This window comes from Microbacterium sp. AC035 (assembly GCF_979258485.1).
The window spans coordinates 3314692-3333488 of the sequence record NZ_OZ409858.1 but is presented as its reverse complement, the minus strand read 5'-3'; the positions used below and the strand labels follow the sequence as shown (position 1 = coordinate 3333488).

The following is an 18797-nucleotide window of genomic DNA, read 5'->3' as shown; positions in this document are numbered from 1 at the left end:
TCACTTGACTCCCTTGATGCGGTAGACGAGAACGGCTCCGGCGAGGGCGACGAGCGCTCCGAACAGATACCAGGTGGTGTACCCGCCGAGTGGCGTGGCAGCGCCCAGGGCGATGATGCTCGGAGCGATCGCGGGGGCGATCGACTGCGGAAGCGCATTCGCGATGTTCAGCACGCCGAGGTCCTTGGCGACGTCGTCGGGGTTCGGCAGCACCTCGGTGGCGAGTGCCAGATCGACCGAGAGGAAGGATCCTGCGCCGAGGCCGATGATGGCCTGGGCGATGATGACGACAGGGATCGAGGGCGCCAGGGCCAGGATCACGAGGCCGATGACCATGATCACTCCGGCGATCGCGACGAACGGTCGGCGCTTGCCGATCTTGTCGGACAGGAACCCTCCCAGCGGAGCGGAGATGGCCATGGCAGCCATCGAGGCGAGGTTAGCGATGAGGATCGTGCCGACCGCCCCCTGCTCGTCGAGCTCGAACTTGTTGACGAGGTAGAGCGGAAGGAAGGTGGCGATGCCCGCATAGCCGAACATCACGAAGAACTTGGTGAGCCAGGTCCATCCGAAGTCGGGGTGCTTGCGGGGGTTGAACACGAACGAGCCGAAGAACGTGCCGACGGTGAAGCGCGTGGCGGGCTTCTCGGTGAGGCGACGGTCCTTGAGGGTGAGCACGAAGACGACCACGAGGATCAGCGCGATCGCACCCGGAACGAAGAACCGCTCGAAGTCACCGGGCAGGAAGTTCACGATGAAGCTTCCGGCGAGGATGCCGATGGGCGTCGTGATGCCGATGATGCCCGACACCTTGCCACGGCTCGAGACGGGGACCTGATCGGGCAGCGTCGCGTTGGCGGCGGCGAGCACGGCATTCATCGACGCCTGCACGAGGCACCAGGCCAGCATGACCACGAGCACCGAGGTCGCCATCCCGATGATCGCGAACCCGCCGAGGCCGACGATCGCACCGCCCAGGATCCAGGGCCGACGCATGCCCCATTTCGAGGTCGTGCGGTCGGAGAGGCGTCCGACGAGAGGGTTCGCGACGAGTGCGAAGGCCGCGCCGACACCCATCACCAGACCGAGACTCGCCTCGGTGTTCGTGGGGTCGAGGCGCTGGATCTTGAACGCCATCGACACCATCACCGGGGTCAGGAGCGCCAGGTAGACGCCGAAGTTCACGGCGGCGAGCCCGGGCGTGTAGCCACGAGGGGTCTTCAGCGGAGTGGTGCCTGGCACTTTGAAGCCGGTCGTACCGACGGCGGCCGCGGTGGCGGCCGATGACAGCTCTGTCACGGGGGGTCCTTTCGGGCAAGGTTCGCCGGTCATCTGCGATCGGGCGTGAGCACGACAATACCGGAATCTCGACCGTTTGGTAAGTGAATGTCTACCGATTGGTAATGAGAGAGAATGAGGGGGAAGGGGGAACGATGACGACGGTGGCGACGACAGGCTCACGCCAGAGCCGTGCCGCGGCGACGCGACAGCGGATCGTCGACGCCGCGCGCGAGCTCTTCGTCTCGAACGGATACCGGTCGACGTCGCTGCGCGACATCGCCGCCGCGGCATCCGTCAGCCACCCCGGCCTGCTCGGGCACTTCGCCTCGAAGGACGACCTGCTCGCCGAGGTGGTGGCCGGGTTCGAAGACGACAACGAGAAGGCATTCGACCTCATCACGGCCGCCTCGGATTCGGGCGACCTGATCTTCGCCGACGTCGCGCGGCGCAATGCCCGCACCCCCGGCTACCTCGAGCTCTTCGCCGCACTCACCGGCGAGGCGTCCGCCCCCGGTCACCCCGCACACGACCGGATGCGCGAGCGCTATGCGCGCCTTCGGGAGCTGAGCTCCGAAGTGCTGGCCGATGCGGCGCTGCACGGCACGATCGACTCGGAACGATGCGTGGCCGGCGAGACCACGAGGCACATGGCGGGGTGGGACGGCCTCCAGCTCATCTCGCAGTACCTTCCCGATCGGGTCGACGTGGTGCAGATGCTCGAAGAGCGCGAGTCGCTCTGGGCGCTGCCGCATCGGTGGCGGGATGCGGCCCAAGCGTCTCCGTCGCCCACACCCGCCGGTCCACTGCCTCCGGTGTTCGGCGCCGCCGCGACAGACAACGGCATCGAAGGATACGAGGTCGGGCGCCGCCGCCGTGCCCAGATCCTCGCCGACGCGACCCGCCTGTTCGCACGGGACGGATACGGCGACACGAGCCTGCGGGACATCGCTCAGGCGGTCGGCGTCTCGAAGTCCACGCTGCTTCACCATTACCCGTCGAAGGAGCTGCTGCTCAGCGCGGTGCTCGCCGAGCGAGACAGCGCCATCCGGATGCGCAGCGATGCGGTGCCCGTCGACCGAGCTGCCGAGGCACTGCGCAGCATCCCCCATGGCGCGCGAGTGAGTGCCCTCGACGAACCGGGGCTGATCGAGGTCTACGCCGTGCTGTCCTGCGAGGCGGTGCCCGCCGCGCATCCGGCGCACGACTACTTCACCACCCGGTTCTCCCAGGCGATCGACTACTTCACGGAGCTGTTCCAGCTCGCCAGGATCGACGGGGACCTGCCCGAGCACCGCGATCCCGAGCACGAGGCGATCTGGCTCGTCGCCCTCTGGGACGGCCTGCAGTACCAGTGGCTGTATGACCGCGAGGCGGTCGACATCGCGGCGCACCTGACGGCGCACCTCGACGACGTGCTCCCCCCGACCTGAGCGCTCAGGTGCGCGGCGCGGTGAGAGCCGGATCAAACGCTGCCGGTCAGGCCGCGGCGATCACCGCGAGCACGCCCTCGCCATATGCGTCGCGTTTCTTCGCGCCGATGCCGGTGATGCCGTCGAGGTCGGCCAACGACGCCGGCCGGTGCTCGGCGAGCGCGCGCAGCGTGGCATCGCCGAAGACGATGTAAGCGGGAACCCCTTGCTCTCGGGCCGTCTCGGCCCGCCATGCGCGCAGCGCCTCGAACAGCGGACGATCGCCGGCATCGAGAGCATCCGCCGCACTCGCCTTGCGGGCTCGCGGTGAGGACGCCAGTCGTCCGATCGTGTCTTTGCGCAGCGGCACGGGGGTCTCGCCCTTCAGCACCCCGACCGACTGCTCGCCCGGGGCGAGCGTGCCGTAGTCGCCTTGCGCCACGATGATGCCTCGCGCGAGAAGCTGACGGACGACGCTGCGCCAGTCCTGATCCGAGAGGTCGGCCCCGATGCCGTAGGTTGCGAGCTTCTCGTGGCCCTGCTGGCGGATGCGCTCGGTCGAGGCCCCGCGCAGGATGTCGATCAGATGCCCGGCGCCGAAAGACTGGTTGCGCTCGCGCTTGAGTCGCACGATCGTCGAGAGCAGCTTCTGTGCGGGGATCAGCCCGTCGAAGGTCTCGGTCTCGTCGAGGCACGTGTCGCAGTTGCCGCAGGGCTGCGACTCCTGGCCGAAGTAGCCGAGCAGATTCTGGCGGCGGCATTCGACGGTCTCGCACAGTGCGAGCATCGCGTCGAGGTGCTGCCCGAGGCGCATCTTGAACGTACGGTCGCCGGGGCTCTGATCGATCATGCGGCGCTGTTGCACGACGTCGCCCAGCCCGTAGGCCATCCAGGCGATCGAGGGTTCGCCGTCTCGACCCGCGCGCCCGGTCTCCTGGTAGTACCCCTCGACGGACTTCGGCAGATCGATGTGGGCGACGAAGCGCACGTCCGGCTTGTCGATGCCCATGCCGAACGCGATGGTCGCGACCATCACGACACCGTCCTCGCGGAGGAACCGGGACTGGTTCTTCGCTCGCACCTCGGCGGGAAGACCCGCGTGGTACGGCAGGGCGTCGAACCCCTGCGCCGCGAGATAGGTCGCCGTCTGCTCGACCGACTTGCGGCTGAGCGCGTAGACGATGCCCACCGAGCCCTCGGGCTGCGCCCGGATGAACGAGACGAGCTGCTTGCGCGGATCGACCTTGGGCACGATCCGGTATTGGATGTTGGGCCGGTCGAAGCTCGCGACGTAGTGCTTCGCCGTGTCGAGTCGCAGTCGCTCGGTGAGCTCTTTGTGCGTCGCGCGGGTGGCGGTGGCCGTCAGGGCCATTCGAGGAACGCCGGGGAACCGCTCGCCCAGGTCGCCGAGTGCGAGATAGTCGGGGCGGAAGTCGTGGCCCCATTGCGACACGCAGTGCGCCTCGTCGATCGCGATGACGCTGAGGGTGCCGCGCTGCAACAGCGCTGTGGTCTGCGGTGAGGAGAGCCGCTCGGGGGCGACGTAGATCAGGTCGAGCTCGCCGGCGACGTAGGCCCGTTCGACCTCGCGCCGCTCGTCGATCGCCTGCGTGGAATTGAGATACGCGGCGTTGACGCCATTGGCCCGAAGTGCGTCGACCTGATCGTGCATCAGGGCGATGAGCGGGCTGATGACCAGACCCGTGCCCTCCCGCACGAGAGCAGGCACCTGATAGGTCACGCTCTTCCCGCCACCGGTCGGCATGAGCACGACTGCGTCGCCGCCGCCGATCACCTGGTCGACGATCGCGGCCTGGTCGCCACGGAACTCGTCGTATCCGAACACCGTGTGCAGCGCCTCTGCCGCAGAGGCATATCGACTGGGTGCGGCGTGCCGCACGGCCGGCCCGGACATCGCCGGCCCGGACACCGTGGGGGATGCCGTCTGGCGGGACGCCGACCGGCCGGCCTTCGTCGTCACGGACGTCACAGGGCCGGGCCCCCAGTCCAGCGGAGGCTCGAACCCCTCGCCCTGCGGCACCCAGTCCATGGGCTCCGGCGGCTCGGAGGGCTCCCACCCTGCGCCATCCCAGGGCTCGTCTGCATAGGGCAGATCCTCGTACGGGTCACGGGGAGTCTGCGGCATCCCTCCAGCGTAACGACCCCCGCCGACCTCGGCCCGCCCCTCCACAACTCAGCGGGCGTAGGTTTGACGGAGACGCCCGAAGGAGATTCCGATGACCGACATCACCGTCACCCGCGACGAGGCAGCATCCCGCTATGAGATCCGCTCGGATGACACGCTCGCAGGCTTCGCGGAGTTCGAACTGCGACCGGGCGCGATCCGCTTCATCCACACCGAGATCGACCCCGCGTTCCAAGGTCAGGGTCTTGCAGGAATCCTTGCCGAGAAGGCTCTGACGGATGCCGCGGCATCGGGCGATGCGATCGTGCCGCTCTGCCCCTACATCGCGAAGTACCTCACGACGCACGAGATCGCAGGAGCCGAGATCCGCTGGCCGAAGCGACCGGGCACTGCTCCCGCCGAGGCCTGACCGGACTCGACCCGACGAGTTCGGGCGCGATCACTGCAGGCAGGTGCCCGTGTAGTACTCGAACAGGGCCTCGCCCGACGCCTTCGCGTCGTCGTCGTACGCCTCGATGACCGCGGTGGGATCGTCGTCGATCGATTCCGCGCCCACCGTGAGGTAGTCGGTCCAGGCCGCCAGGTCATCGGCGAGCTCCGGGGTCGGCTCGAGCTCCTCGACGAGGTCGAGCCGCGTCTGCACGTCCGTCTCGGTGTTCATCCCCGGGATCAGTGCGACGAAAGCGACCGCCGCCGTCTGGTGCTCGTCGTGGAGCGGGCCGCAGAACCCGGCGTCGCCGCCCGAGGCGCACCCCGACAGCATCACCGCCGAGGCGCCGAGGGCGAGCAGGATAATGGGAGAGCGTCGAGACATCATGGGGCGAGCCTAGGAGTCCACTCAGGCGCCTGTGCGCAGACGCACCTGAGCGAAGGAGAATCGGATGACCGAGATCGCGACCCCCTCCGGTGACGTCCACGCCGAGACACCGATCGGCGAACGACGCCTCGTCCTCGAGCCGCGCGAGGTGCCTCTCGGCGGAGTGCGGGGCATGAATGTGCTGCGCGTGCTGCCGCATCGCAACCTGCCGACGATCGGGGCCTGGTGCTTCCTCGACAGGTTCGGACCCGCAGACACCCGCATGCGCGTCGAACCGCACCCCCACATCGGATTGCAGACGGTCACCTGGCCGCTGGTGGGCGAGATCCGGCACCGCGACTCGCTCGGCAGCGACGCCGACCTGCGGCGCGGACAGCTCAACCTGATGACCGCCGGCAACGGGATCTCGCACTCCGAGTACTCGATCGGCGACGACCCCATCCCCCTCGACGCCCTGCAGTTCTGGGTCGTTCTTCCCGACGGAGCACGCCAGGGAGCGGGTGGGTTCGAGCGTCACACCGACCTCCCCCGGGTGACTCTCACGGCCGAGGAAGGAGCGGATGCCACCGCCACCGTCGTGCTCGGCGAGCTTGCCGGCGTCGTCTCGCCCGCGACCGTGCACACCCCGATCGTCGGCGCCGAGCTCGTCGTGCCCGCCGGCACCCGCATCCGGCTTCCCCTGCGCCCCGAATGGGAGCACGCACTGATGCTCGTCGACGGCGACGCGACCGTGTCGACGCACGAGCTGGCGCTCAACGACATGCTGTACCTCGGGGACTCGCGGGACGCCGTCGACGTGTCGAGCACGGAGGGCGCGCTGCTCTTCCTCATCGGCGGCGAGCCGTTCGCCGACGAGATCGTCATGTGGTGGAACTTCGCCGGGCGCACCCACGAGGAGATCGTCGAGGCGCGCACCGAGTGGGAAGCCGCATCCGATCGCTTCGGCGTCGTCGAGGGTCACGACGTGCGCATCCCCGCACCTCCCCTGCCCGACGTGCGGCTGATGCCGCGCGGCCGACGGATCTGACGGCACGGATCTGACGGCACGGATCTGACGGCGCGGGCCTTGAGGCGCGGACCCGGACAGCGCGACGACGCCCCGCCCTCCGGAGAGGACGGGGCGTCGGCGTCGACCGCTATTCGGCGTCGACCGTGACGACGGTGCGCACGGCGGACTCTCCGTACTGCACGAGTCCGAGGTAGCGGGTGCCGGCGGTGAGGCCGGTCCAGCTGAGCTCGTAGCTCGTCGCCTGGCCGCGCACGGCCTCGATCGGGTTCGGGGTCGCGGTGAACGCGCCCTCGCCCTCGGGCTGCACGTTGGCGTAGGTCATGTCCCACGTCATCGGAGCCGAGGTCGAATAGACGTTCGCGACGACCAGGTAGGTGCCGGCGGTCGGCGCAGGCAGCGTCACCTGCTCGTCCGCCGATCCCGTCGCCGACTGCCAGCGCTCGTAATAGCGCAGGTCGTCGGGGCTGACGACCCGGTAGACGGTGAGGTCGAGGTCGCTGCCCGCGTCATCCGACGAGTCGAGGTCGAAGCGCGAGAGCGTCGTGCCCTCCGGCACGTCGACGATCCACGACACGTCCTTGTTCCCGTCGCCCGATGCCTCGTCGCCCGAGTGCCCGACGACACGGCCGTCGGGGTCCTCCAGCAGCGAGAACGGAGTCAGACCCGACACCCCGAGAGCGAGAGCGCCGTCGACGCCGGGAGTGATGTCGACCGTGGTCGAACCGTCGACTCCCGTGCCCTCGACCTCGGCCGGAGCATCCGCCGTGACCGGGAACACCGCGATCGGCGACCGCACGGTGTTCTTCTTGCTCGTCCAGGTGAGCGATCCGGTCGCCCACTGCTCGACCGGCGCGCTCTGGTTGTCGAACGTGACCGTGTAGGTCGCGGTCTGACCCGGCTTGTCGAACTTCAGCGTCGACGGCTGCACCGTCACGTTCACGCCGGGCACATCGACGGATGCCGTGAACGTGCCCTTCTCCGTCGCGGTGACCGTGCGGGTGACCGTCTGCGCGCTCGCCAGCGACCCGATCGAGAACGATGCGACGTTGAGGTCGCTGCCGTCGATCGGCTCGCCGGGGAAGTCGGCCAGCCCCTTGCCCTCGAGGAACGCCACCCAGTCGGGCACGTCGTTCAGATACAGCAGACCCGGGTTGAACATGCGCTTCGGGTCGACCTGGCCCGCGCCCTGCTGGAACGGATCGGTGTTCTTCGAGCCGTCGGCGTTCACGGTGTCGTACGCGGTGGTCATCATCGCGGACTTGATCTCTGCCGGCTTGGCGTTGGGCCGCTCACCGAGGTAGAGCGCCGCGAGACCGGCGATGTGCGGAGACGCCATCGACGTTCCCGACAGGATGCCGAAGGTCGGCGCCTCTCCGGGAGCGTTCTGCGTGGCCGCGAGGATCGCGACGCCGGGGGCGGCGATGTCGGGCTTCATGATGTCGCTGCCGTCTGCCAGCATCGGTCCGCGGCTCGAGAACCCGGCGATCTGCGGCACGGGTGTGACCACACCGGTCGTGTTCTCACCGACGAGCGTGATCGGACGATCGACGCCGCCCTGCACGTAGGCGAGCACGGCCGCGCGGTGCACCGAGGACAGGTGCACGGTCGGCACGGCGTGGAAGTCGTTGTCGAGCGAGTCGGCGGCACCGGGCACGTTCACGAGCACGACGCCCATGCCACCGGCATCCTTCACGACCTGCGACTTCTCGGCGCGAGCATTGCCGCCTCGGTCGCAGACCACGATGTGACCCGTGACCTTCGCCGCATCGAGCGTGCCCGGAAGGCAGAGCGCCGCATCGGCGGCAGCCTGACCTGCGGCAGGCGCATCGCCCGCGTAGATCGAGGGCCCGGTGACCGTCGTGCCGAACGGCACGCTCACCGACGCACCCGCCTGGGCGAAGCCGTCGAACTGCACGGTGCCCTCCCACGTGGGGATCGTCGAGGCGGCGACCGTGGTGTACCACGGAGACGCGTGGTCGGCCGTGACGGGGTCGGGGCCGTCGTTGCCCGCGCTGGTCGCCACGAAGACGCCCGCTGCGGCCGCGTTGAAGAACGCGATGTCCTCGGGGGCGAGCACGGTGGATGCCGCACCGCCGCCGATCGAGTAGTTGATCACGTCGACGCCGTCGGCCACTGCCCGGTCGATCGCGGCGATCAGGTCGCTGCCGGCGCAGATGTCGTCGGTCGTGACCGCCTCGTCGGGTCCGACGTAGCAGGCCTTGTAGGCCGCGACCTTGGCCCCGGGCGCGACGCCCGAGATCCTGCCGAAGTCGACGTCCTCGATCGAGGCCTTCACGCCGAAGTTGCCGGCCGCCGTGCTCGCGGTGTGCGAACCGTGGCCGTCGCCGTCACGCGGCGAGAGGTAGTCGTACTGGAAGTCGAATCCGGCCGCCTCGGCGCCGGTGTAGAAGTACTGGGCTCCGATGAGCTTCGACGAGTAGTCGCCCTTGTCCCATTCCTGGGCCTCGACCATCGCAGCCTGGAACTGACCGCCGTCGGACTTGTCGAAGTAGACGAAGGTGCCGTCGGTGTACGGCTGGTTCCCCTTGTGGCGCTTGTCGTTCTTGGGCTGCTTCTTGAGCTTCTTCCCCTCGAACGACGGGTGCTCGGGGGCGATGCCGGTGTCGATGACACCCACGACCACGCCCTCTCCGGCCTTGTCGACCCCACCGGTCTGCTGCCAGACTCCACCGCGGCCCTTCTTGTCATCACCGAGGCCGAGGAAGCTCGTCGAGGTCTGCGCGTCGGGGTGGCGGATGAAGTCGGGGTAGACGTCGTAGACGTCCTTCGACGCACGCAGCTTGTCGACCTGCTCGCCGGTGAGCTCGGCGCTGAAGCCGTTGAGGACGACCTGGTAGCTGATCTCCGGGGTGACGCCGGCCTCCTCGGCGACCGTCTGCTGCTCGGTCTCGAGATGCTGCACGTAGCGCTGCGATTCCTGCGACTGCGTCTCCAGCTGCTCGCCTTCGGCGGGCTTCGTCGCCTTGAGACCGTCGACATCGCCGGTGTAGCTCGCGAGTGGATCGGACTTCAGCACGACGATGTAGTGACCGGGCGTGCCTTCGACCGGAGTGGGGTTTGTCACCTCCTCCGTGCCTGCATAGCCCGCGGTTGCCGTCGATGCGATGAACAGCGTTGCCAGGGTGGTGGCCGCTGCCATCCGGAGGGGTGTTCGACCCATGTGCTTCTCCCGATGATCACGGTGCGACTGCGTTGCCGCACCGCCGTTCAAGCTACGCCCGGCTTCCGTCCACACACCAGAGTCGGGGATTATTCCTGGACGAACGGCCAGCCGTGTCGCCAATGGTCGACAGTAGGCTGGTGGGGTGGCTCCCTCCCCCGTCCTGACGACTCGCGTGCTGCTGGTCTGCGCCGCGATCGGCGTCGCCACCGGCATCCTCGGGGGGATCGCCGGCCTCATCACCCCGGTCGTCATCGCCGCCGCTCCGTATCTCTACGGGCTCGTCCTCGGCTCGCACGTGCTGCCGGGCATCATCGCTCAGGAGGTGCTGCGCCGCCCGTTCGTCGCCCTCGTCACACACGTGTTCGCCGCTCTCATCTCGAGCGCCTTCAATCCGGCTTGGACCCTCCGCTTCATCGGCACGGCACTGCTGTTCGGTGCGATCCAGGAGGGCATCGCCGCGCTCACCCGCTATCGCTCGTGGGGGCCCTGGCGCTTCTTCATCTCCGCCGCGATCATCGGAGTCATCGTGGCGGTCGTGGTGTTCTTCGCCGTGGACCTCGCGACCTTCCCGCTGTGGGTCGAGATCTCCTATCTCGTGATCTCGGTGCTCGGCCCGATCGTGTGGACCGCGATCGGACTCGCGATCGGCGCGTCCCTGAGTCGCGCAGGGGTCGCGCGCCGCTGAGCCACCGCATCCGGCACGTGCGGATCAGGTAAGGCTCAGCTAAGTTAGAACGGTACCGATCCGCCGAAACCGGGGTAATGCCGTGCGCCCATCCGCGCCCCTTCTCCGCGTGCGTGACCTCTCGATCACCCACGCCGATGCGGTGCACCCCTCGCCTCGCGACGTCACATTCGACATCGACCCCGGCGAGGTCGTGCTGCTCCTCGGTCCCTCCGGTTCGGGCAAGTCGACGCTCACCCTCGCACTCAACGGGCTCATCCCCCACGCCGTGCCCGCCACGATGAGCGGCTCGGTCGAAGCCGGCGGCGTCAGCACGGCCGAAGCCGACACCGCAGCACTGAGCACCCACGTCGCGATGGTCTTCCAGGACCCGGATGCGCAGATCGTCACCGGCACCGTCTACGACGAAGTCGCGTTCGGCCCCGAGAACCTGCTGCTCCCTCTCGACGAGGTGCACGCCAGGACGGCCGACGCGCTCGGTCGCGTGGGCCTGTGGGAGCGACGAGACGAGAACCCCGACCGACTGTCGGGCGGTGGACGCCAACGCCTCGCGATCGCGTGCGCGCTGGCCATGGGGTCACCGCTGATCGTGCTCGACGAGCCGACCGCGAACCTCGACCCGCAGGGCATCGACGATGTCTACGCCGCCCTGACCGACGTGGTCGCGGCGGGCGATCGGGCCATCCTGCTCGTCGAGCACAACCTCGACGCGGCGATGGGCTTCGTCACCCGCACGATCGTGCTCGACCGCGCCGGGCACGTGGCGTTCGACGGCTCGGCGGCCGAGATCATCCGCACCCACGCCGCCGAGCTGCTGGCCATGGGGGTCTGGCTCCCCGGGGCGACGCTCGCGGCACTGCGGATGCAGGATGCCGGAACCGCGCGCTTCGACCAGCTGCCGCTCACCCCCGCCGAGCTCGCCACCGCGCTCGCCGAGGCCACCGCGCTCTCCACGCCCCCAGCGTCCACATCCCCCGCATCCACAGCTCCGGCATCCACGCCTCCCGCCATGTCCCGTCTGCAGGACCGGGGCACGGATGCAGGATCAGAAACCGCTGTCTCACCCGGCATCCGTGCTTCCGTCCTGCAGCCGGGCGCCGCCTCGCGACCGACGGCCGCCCCGCCGATGGAAGGGACGGGTCGCGCAGACGGCGACACCGCGCCGATCATCAGCGCCCGAGGCCTCACCGTTCGCCGCCACCGCACCGAGATCCTGCACGGCATCGATCTCGACATCGAGCCGGGCACCCTCACGGCGATCATCGGCACCAACGGTGCGGGCAAGACCACGCTGCTGCAGGCGCTCGCCGGCGTCGTCCCGCCGCCGAAGCGACAGGTGACGGTCGACGGCATCGATCCGGGAGCGGCCTCGCCCCGCGAGCTCGCGAGCCGCATCGGGTTCGTGTTCCAGAACCCCGAGCACCAGTTCATCGCGCACACGGTGTTCGACGAGCTGGCGCACGGGCTCCGACTGCGGCACACCCCGGATGCCGAGACGCGCGAACGCGTCGATGCCATGCTCGCCCGCTTCGGACTCGAAGCCAAGGCCGATGTGCATCCCTTCCTCCTCTCGGGCGGCGAGAAGCGGCGCCTCTCGGTCGGCACCGCGCTGATCACCCGCCCTCGGGTGCTCGCCCTCGACGAGCCGACCTTCGGACAGGATCGCGCACGGGCCTCCGAGCTCCTCGCCCTGCTGCGCGACCTGCGCACCGAGGGAACGACGATCGTCATCGTGACCCACGACCTCCAGCTCGTCGCGGAGCACACCTCGCACACCGTCATCCTCAAGGCAGGACGTGTGCACGCAGCCGGCCGCACCGATGCGCTCTTCGGCGACGAGACACCGTTCCTCGCGGCGGGACTCCGGTTGCCGGCGCTGCAGCGCATGCTGGCTGAAGCGGGGCCGGCGATCGCATGAGCGCGCAGGCATTCGACCCCTACGCCGCCGTGTCGGCATCCTCTCCGCGCCAGTTCCTGTATGCGCTCAACCCGCTGTCGAAGGTGGCCGGAGTCGCCCCGGCGATGGTGATGCTGATCTTCGTGCGCGACCTCGCCACACCCGCCGCGTTTCTCGTGCTGGCGCTCGCGCTGATCGTCGCGGGCTCCCGCGTGACCTGGCGGACGGCCGCGCTGCTGTTCGTCGCGCTGCCGGTGGGGATGCTCGCGATCGGGATCGGGTTCTCTGTCTGGGTCGATGCCTCGCTCGTCGACGGGACTCGCGCGGCGCTGCAGATCGGCGAATGGACGCTGTATCAGGGCGCTCTCGAGATCGGCTTCGCCACGGCTCTGCGCCTCGGCTCGATCGTCGCCCTGGCGCTCATCGGCGGTCTGACCACCACCGGCCCCGACCTCGTGCGCGCCAGCGTGCAGCAGCTGCGGGTGCCATATCGCATCGGTTACACAGCGCTGGCGGCCTTCCGCTTCGTGCCGCGGTTCGGGCATGAGCTCGCAGTGATCCGGGCCGCTCATCGTGTGCGGGGTCATCACGGCGGCAGCGGTCCGTTCGCGCGCATCGCCCGGGGATGGGGGTACATCGTGCCTCTGCTCGCCGGAGCGATCCGCCACGCCGAACGCGTCGCTCTCGCCATGGACTCCCGCGCCTTCGGCGCCCACCCGACGCGCACCGAGCGTCACCTCGTGCCGTTCCGCACCCGCGACACCGTCTTCATCATCGCCTCGATCGCCGCATCCGCCGCGATCTTCGTGCTCTTCTTCCCCTGGCAGCTGCCCTGAAAGGCGCCCGCATGGCATACAGCAAACTCGTCAAGCCCGAGTCGGCCGAACTCATCCACCTCAGCGTGCTGCGCACGGGGCGCCTTTCCGAGCACTGGATGAGGGTCACTCTCGGCGGAGGCGAGATCGAGAAGTTCCACCCGATGGGCTTCGACCAGTGGTTCCGCCTGTTCCTCCCGATCGGCGGCGATGCGGGCCTCGACCGCGTCCCCGCGAAGGCGAACAGGATGTTCGGGTACCTCAAGTTCCTCCGCATCCCCGACGGCGAGCGCCCCGTCATGCGCAACTACAGCGTTCGCGCATACCGCCCGGCGACGGCAGAGTCGGGCGCCGAGATCGACGTCGACTTCGTGCTGCACGGGTCGGCGACCGACGGCACGGCCGGCCCCGCGTCGCGGTGGGCTGAAACCTGCGCGCCCGGCGAGCACGTGTTGATCATCGACGAGGGCCTGACGTTCAACCCGCAGCGCGGAACGGATCGCGTCGTGCTGGTCGGCGATGAGACGGCGCTGCCCGCGATCGCCTCGATCTGCGCCTCGCTGCCCGCGCATGCCACAGGCACAGCGATCATCGAGGTGCCGTCCGAAGAAGACGCACTCGAGTTCTCGCATCCGTCCGGCGTCGACGTCGTCTGGCTCGTGCGTCCGCATGAGTTCGACCCAGGGTCGTTCGCCCTCGCCCGACTGCGCGAGCTGGCACTCCCCGACGCGCCGTTCCACGCGTACGCGGCGGGCGAGCAGTCACTGGCCTCCGGTGCCCGCAAGCACCTCGTCGGCGAGCGCGGTGTCGACAAGAACGACGTCAGCTTCTGCGGATACTGGAAGATCGGCGCCGCATCGCCCACGTCGAAGGCGGCCCGCGAGGCGGCTGCGGAGCCGCTCGCATGAACGGCGCGGATGCCGTGAACGGTGCGGATGCCGTGAACGGTGCGGATGCCGTGAGCTCGAACCCCTATGCGGAAGCGTCGGCCGCTGCGGGGCCAGAAACGCACCCGACGACCTCTGCGGGGTCGAATTCGCACCCCGCACCCGCTGCGGGGTCAGAAACGCACCGCGAATCGGCTTCCGAGGTGCAGAATCGACCCCGCACCGGCGGTGGACGCGGGCGTTTCCGCTTCCCGACGGCGATCCTCCTGACCTGTGCCGCTCTCGGCGTCGCCGGCGGAGCGCTGCTGGCCCCCGCGAACTGGATCTCGACGATCCTCTTCCCGGGCCTCCCCTTCGTGAGCGTCGGGCTCGCCGGGCTCTGGCTGCTCCCCTCGGTCATCGCCCTGCGCCTGCTGCGGCGCCCCCTCGTGGGTCTGCTGGTGGGACTCCTGGCCGGACTCGTCATCGTCCCCTTCTCGGGATACGGCTTCAGCAGTGTGGCCACGAACCTGTGGTGGGCGGCGTTCACCGAGCTGCCGTTCCTCTTCGTGCTGTGGCGCTACTGGGGAACCTGGTTGCACTACCTCGGCGCCGCTATCGTCGGCATCGTCTATCCGGTGCTCGCCTGGGCCTCGTTCAACCTCGGCAGCTTCGACCTCCCCCTGCAGATCACCTTCTTCGCAGTGACCCTCGCCAGCTGTCTCGGCGGCACCGCCCTCGGCATCCTGATCGCCGATCGACTGCGCCGTGCGGGTGTCGGAGCCCGGCTGCCCCGCTGACCGCGCTCGGCTGAACTCCGTCAGGAGTCTCTTCTCCGGGCACACCTTCGGATGCCGGTGTGCGGCGCTCTCTGCTGCGGCATCCGACTCCGGCGCGTCGCGCCCGCCCTCCGAATCTGTGCCCGCTGACATGGATCCGCTCGACACCGAACCCTGCTTCCGCCGCACACACGAAGGGCCCCGGATGCCGGCATCCGGGGCCCTTCGAATCAGCGATGCGTCAGCGCTTGCCGACGATCTGACGACCGACGAGGTCGCGCATGATCTCGTTCGTGCCGCCGTAGATGCGGTGCACGCGGGCATCGGTGAAGGCCCGGGCGATCGGGTACTCCATGATGTAGCCGTAGCCGCCGTGCAGTTGCACACCGATGTCGAGCACCTCCCACTCGCGCTCGGTGGCCCAGAACTTGACCTTCGCGGCATCCTCGGCGGTGAGAGTGCTGTTCTTGTAGGCGAGCAGTGCGCGATCGATGTACGCCCACATCGCGTCGGTGGTCGCGGCCATGTCGGCGAGCCGGAACCGTGTGTTCTGGAAGTCGGCGATGCGCTCGCCGAACGCCTCGCGGTCCTTCGTGTAGGCGACGGTCCAATCGAAGGCCGCCTGAGCGGCAGCGGCCGCGGCCACGCCGATCGACAGACGCTCGAGCGGCAGGTTCAGCATCAGCTGGATGAACCCCTGCCCCTCCTTGCCGCTGATGAGGTTCTCGTCGGGGATGAACACGTCGGTGAAGCTGAGCTCAGCCGTGTCCCAGCCGTGGAAGCCCATCTTGCTGAGCTTCTTTCCCTGGTCGAAGCCCTCCATGCCCTTCTCCACGAGCAGCAGGCTGAACGCGTCGGGCCGGTTGCCCTCACCGGTCTTGACGAAGGTCACCACGACGTCGGCCGTCGAGCCGGACGAGATGAACGTCTTGGCGCCGTTGAGGATGTAGCCCCCGTCGACCTTCTTGGCGTTGGTCTTGATGCCGCGCAGGTCGGAGCCCGCACCAGGGTCGGTCATGGCGAGCGCGCCGAGCACCTCGCCCGTGGCCATGCGGGGCAGCCACTTCTCCTTCTGCTCCTGCGTGCCCATGTGCACGAGGTAGGGCACGGCCAGGTCGTCCTGAATGCCGAAGGCACCGGCCAGCGAACCTGCACCGGAGGCGATGACCTCCTCCATCACGATGGTCCGGAAGCGGTAGTCCTGCAGCATGCCGGCACCGCCGAACTCCTCGGGGACGGACAGCCCGATCAGGCCCGCCTCGCCGGCCGCGAGCATGGTCGCCCGGTCGATCTCACCCGCGGCATCCCACCGCTCGATCGCCTCGTTGTTCACGTGGCGCTTGACGAAGTCCTTGACGAGGTCGCGGAAGGCCTCGTGATCCTCTTCGTAGATGTCGCGTTCCATTGCGTCCTCCCGAACGTTCGTGCGTCTTTGCTCCGGCGATTCTATGCCGGGTCACCGACACCACGACAGCCCGTTGTGAGAATGCATCCCACAATCGGTGAGACTGGGTATCGCGATTGTCGGATGCCGCAATGCAGCGTTTTGAAGGCCGACGACCCGTCGGTCAGTGCGCGTAATCGGGGGCGGCAGGGAGTCCGAAGAACTCCTCCAGCGTGTGATATCCGCCCTGGTGGTAGGCGGCCGCGAGCTCGCGGCCGAGGTAGCGCAGATGCCACGGCTCTGGCTTGTACCCCGTGATGCCCGAACCGACCTGCTCGTAGCGCACGATGAAGCCGTACTCCCAGGCGTTCGCCGCGATCCACTCGCCCTGCACCGTGGCCCCGAACGACTCGATGGCCCCGCACGACGAGTCGCACGCGACCAGATCGAGTGCGAGCCCGGTCTGGTGCTCACTGTGCCCGGCGCGCGCCGACGAGGCATCCGCCCCGGCCTGTCCGCTGTTCCGCACATGCGCTGCGTGAGTCGCGACCTGCAGGTCGTACGACCGGTAGCCGTTGTTCGCACCGATGCGCCCCGCTCCGTCGGCGGCTGCGGCGTCGGCCATCTCCCCGACCGCCGCCGCGACGTCTGTCCGGGCCTGCCCCGAGCGAGTCGTCATCTGCAGGGGGAGGTCGGCGAGCGACGACGGAGCGAAGGAGAGCGGGACGAGTGGACGAGCCTTGTTCACGACCACCCAGACATGGGCGGGATCGTCGAGTGCGATGCAGGGCGCATTGCCCGCCACGACTGCGGCCCGGAAGCTCTCGCCGCCGCCGAAGCCGGCGATGATCGCCGAATCGTCGGCGACCGCTATCGCGTCGAGCACGCTCGGCTCCGAACACGGATCGGCAGCGGTGGTCGCACCGACCTCGACCGCCGGCACCTCCTGCACCGCCACAGGCTGCGGCATCGCCGACTCTGCCGGCGCCGATGCGGCGATGGGCGCGCCCGCGATCGACAGCAGGATGCCGATCGCCGTCACCGCAAGACCGATGGGCAACGCGGGCCCGCGGATCGGGGAGCGCTGCGCCGCATGCTGAGGCTGCGGCGGGAAGAACATGCTCCCATTCTCCCCTAAGTCGGATCGAACAGATTTCCCATCCCCGGGTTGACGTTCTATCGTCATTATGTTCGAATTGACCGCATGCGGTGGCAAGGACAGAAACTCGGCGACGTCGATGCCGCCGCGCTGCCCGGCCTCGAACAGCGCTCCGGCGTGCTCCGCACCGTGACCACTCCCGATTTCGCGGGCATGACATTCCATGAGGTGCTGTCGAAGTCCGCGCTCAACCATGTTCCCGGCGCATCGCGTATGCCGTTCTCGTGGACCATCAACCCCTATCGCGGATGCAGTCATGCCTGCGTCTACTGCTTCGCTCGAGGAACGCACGAGTACCTCGATCTCGACGGCGGCGCGGACTTCGACTCGCAGATCGTCGTGAAGGTCAACGTCGTCGAGGTGCTGCAGAGAGAGCTGCGCAAAGGCAGCTGGGAGCACGAGACCGTCGCTCTGGGCACGAACACCGATCCATATCAGCGCGCCGAGGGCCGGTACAAGCTGATGCCGGGGATCATCGACGCCCTCGCCGCGTCGGGCACCCCGATGTCGATCCTCACCAAGGGCACGCTGATCAGGCGCGACATCCCGCTGCTGGTCAAGGCCGCACAGCGGGTGCCCGTCGACATCCAGATGTCCATCGCGATGTACGACGACGAGCTGCAGAAGGCGATCGAGCCCGGTACTCCGACGACGCAGGCAAGGCTCGACACGGTACGAGCGCTGCGGGATGCAGGCTTCCGGGTGACCGTGTTCCTGATGCCGATCATGCCCCACATGACCGACTCGGTCGAGGCGATCGACACCGCCCTGCGGCGCATCAAGGAGGCGGGGGCGAATCGCGTCGTCTACGGCGCTCTCCACCTGCGCGCCGGGGTGAAGCCCTGGTTCATGCAGTGGCTCGGCGAGTTCCGTCCCGACCTGCTCTCGTCCTATCGGGGGCTGTATCCCGGCGTCTCGGCCGAGGCGCCGAAGGGGTATCGACAGTGGCTCGCCAAGCGGGCCCGACCGCTCATCAGGCTGCACGGACTCGACGGGCAGCACGAGGACGACTACCCGGTGCGCGGCATCCGGGCATCCGCGCCGCACGGGCGCCCGGCTCCCGCGTTCTCGCCATCGTCGACGCCCGCTCCCTCTCAGCCGATGCTGTTCTGAGTCGCCGAAGGCGCGTCCCCGCCGCACTAGGTTGGACAGCATGTTCCGCGGATACGTCGCCCTGTTGTTCCTCTCCGGCCTCGCCGCCACCGTCTTCGGCACGTTGATGCCCCTGGGCGGCGGCACGACAGTGGCAATGGTGGGCGCAGCGGCCCTCGGCGCATCGTTCGTCCTGATCGGGGTCGTGCTCCTGAGAGACCGGGACGGCGCATCCCGCGGGTCCCGCGCATCGCGCTGACGGTCGGGCGCACCG

General features: G+C 68.7%; 16 protein-coding genes. 10 read left to right on the top strand and 6 right to left on the bottom strand.

Annotated elements, in window-relative coordinates:
• The gene (locus ACZ0AA_RS16130) at positions 1 to 1299 is read right to left on the bottom strand and encodes an MFS transporter (RefSeq protein WP_463513566.1); all 1299 of its coding nucleotides are present in this window, start codon (positions 1297 to 1299) and stop codon (positions 1 to 3) included.
• Between the two features lie 134 nt (positions 1300 to 1433).
• On the opposite strand from ACZ0AA_RS16130, the gene ACZ0AA_RS16125 reads away from it, so the two are divergent.
• The gene (locus ACZ0AA_RS16125) at positions 1434 to 2711 is read left to right on the top strand and encodes a TetR/AcrR family transcriptional regulator (protein ID WP_463513565.1); all 1278 of its coding nucleotides are present in this window, start codon (positions 1434 to 1436) and stop codon (positions 2709 to 2711) included.
• Positions 2712 to 2757: 46 nt separating this feature from the next.
• Here the strand turns inward: ACZ0AA_RS16125 and recQ are convergent, their stop codons facing one another.
• Positions 2758 to 4836 carry a DNA helicase RecQ gene (gene recQ / locus ACZ0AA_RS16120; protein ID WP_463513564.1) on the bottom strand — a complete coding sequence of 693 codons (2079 nt, stop codon included), beginning with the start codon at positions 4834 to 4836 and terminating at the stop codon, positions 2758 to 2760.
• 91 nt (positions 4837 to 4927) lie between these two features.
• Here recQ and ACZ0AA_RS16115 point away from each other — a divergent pair, with 91 nt between their 5' ends.
• Entirely contained in the window at positions 4928 to 5245 is a 318-nt protein-coding gene (locus tag ACZ0AA_RS16115) for a GNAT family N-acetyltransferase (RefSeq protein ID WP_400862484.1), read from the top strand.
• A gap of 30 nt (positions 5246 to 5275) precedes the next feature.
• Here ACZ0AA_RS16115 and ACZ0AA_RS16110 read toward each other — a convergent pair whose 3' ends face one another.
• Positions 5276 to 5653, bottom strand: coding sequence for a hypothetical protein (locus ACZ0AA_RS16110; protein WP_463513563.1), 378 nt, complete (start codon positions 5651 to 5653; stop codon positions 5276 to 5278).
• A gap of 64 nt (positions 5654 to 5717) precedes the next feature.
• On the opposite strand from ACZ0AA_RS16110, the gene ACZ0AA_RS16105 reads away from it, so the two are divergent.
• A complete protein-coding gene (locus tag ACZ0AA_RS16105) occupies positions 5718 to 6680 on the top strand; it encodes a pirin family protein (RefSeq protein WP_463513562.1) in 963 nt (320 codons plus the stop codon).
• Positions 6681 to 6789: 109 nt separating this feature from the next.
• On the opposite strand, the gene ACZ0AA_RS16100 is transcribed toward ACZ0AA_RS16105, so the two are convergent.
• Positions 6790 to 9843 (bottom strand): S8 family peptidase, encoded by a 3054-nt coding sequence (locus ACZ0AA_RS16100; RefSeq protein WP_400862489.1) that lies wholly within the window; start codon positions 9841 to 9843, stop codon positions 6790 to 6792.
• A 145-nt stretch (positions 9844 to 9988) separates the two neighbouring features.
• Here ACZ0AA_RS16100 and ACZ0AA_RS16095 point away from each other — a divergent pair, with 145 nt between their 5' ends.
• The 5 genes from ACZ0AA_RS16095 (at position 9989) to ACZ0AA_RS16075 (ending at position 14909) form a co-directional block, all read left to right on the top strand.
• Positions 9989 to 10531, top strand: a complete 543-nt coding sequence (locus tag ACZ0AA_RS16095) for an ECF transporter S component (protein WP_463513561.1) — start codon at positions 9989 to 9991, stop codon at positions 10529 to 10531.
• 82 nt (positions 10532 to 10613) lie between these two features.
• Positions 10614 to 12449 (top strand): ABC transporter ATP-binding protein, encoded by a 1836-nt coding sequence (locus ACZ0AA_RS16090; RefSeq protein ID WP_463513560.1) that lies wholly within the window; start codon positions 10614 to 10616, stop codon positions 12447 to 12449.
• A complete protein-coding gene (locus tag ACZ0AA_RS16085) occupies positions 12446 to 13264 on the top strand; it encodes an energy-coupling factor transporter transmembrane component T (protein ID WP_463513559.1) in 819 nt (272 codons plus the stop codon). Before ACZ0AA_RS16090 ends, ACZ0AA_RS16085 begins: the two co-directional genes overlap by 4 nt.
• An 11-nt stretch (positions 13265 to 13275) precedes the next feature.
• Positions 13276 to 14151, top strand: coding sequence for a siderophore-interacting protein (locus tag ACZ0AA_RS16080; RefSeq protein WP_463513558.1), 876 nt, complete (start codon positions 13276 to 13278; stop codon positions 14149 to 14151).
• Positions 14148 to 14909 carry an ECF transporter S component gene (locus ACZ0AA_RS16075; RefSeq protein WP_463513557.1) on the top strand — a complete coding sequence of 254 codons (762 nt, stop codon included), beginning with the start codon at positions 14148 to 14150 and terminating at the stop codon, positions 14907 to 14909. Before ACZ0AA_RS16080 ends, ACZ0AA_RS16075 begins: the two co-directional genes overlap by 4 nt.
• Before the next feature lie 220 nt (positions 14910 to 15129).
• Here the strand turns inward: ACZ0AA_RS16075 and ACZ0AA_RS16070 are convergent, their stop codons facing one another.
• Entirely contained in the window at positions 15130 to 16293 is a 1164-nt protein-coding gene (locus ACZ0AA_RS16070; RefSeq protein ID WP_400862499.1) for an acyl-CoA dehydrogenase family protein, read from the bottom strand.
• Between the two features lie 163 nt (positions 16294 to 16456).
• Positions 16457 to 17392 carry a M15 family metallopeptidase gene (locus tag ACZ0AA_RS16065; RefSeq protein WP_463513556.1) on the bottom strand — a complete coding sequence of 312 codons (936 nt, stop codon included), beginning with the start codon at positions 17390 to 17392 and terminating at the stop codon, positions 16457 to 16459.
• An 84-nt stretch (positions 17393 to 17476) separates the two neighbouring features.
• Between ACZ0AA_RS16065 and ACZ0AA_RS16060 the strand changes: the two genes are divergently transcribed.
• Together ACZ0AA_RS16060 and ACZ0AA_RS16055 are read left to right on the top strand one after the other, a co-directional pair.
• Positions 17477 to 18544 (top strand): Rv2578c family radical SAM protein, encoded by a 1068-nt coding sequence (locus ACZ0AA_RS16060; protein WP_463513555.1) that lies wholly within the window; start codon positions 17477 to 17479, stop codon positions 18542 to 18544.
• A 40-nt stretch (positions 18545 to 18584) separates the two neighbouring features.
• The gene (locus ACZ0AA_RS16055) at positions 18585 to 18782 is read left to right on the top strand and encodes a hypothetical protein (protein ID WP_463513554.1); all 198 of its coding nucleotides are present in this window, start codon (positions 18585 to 18587) and stop codon (positions 18780 to 18782) included.
• Positions 18783 to 18797: the final 15 nt, after the last annotated feature.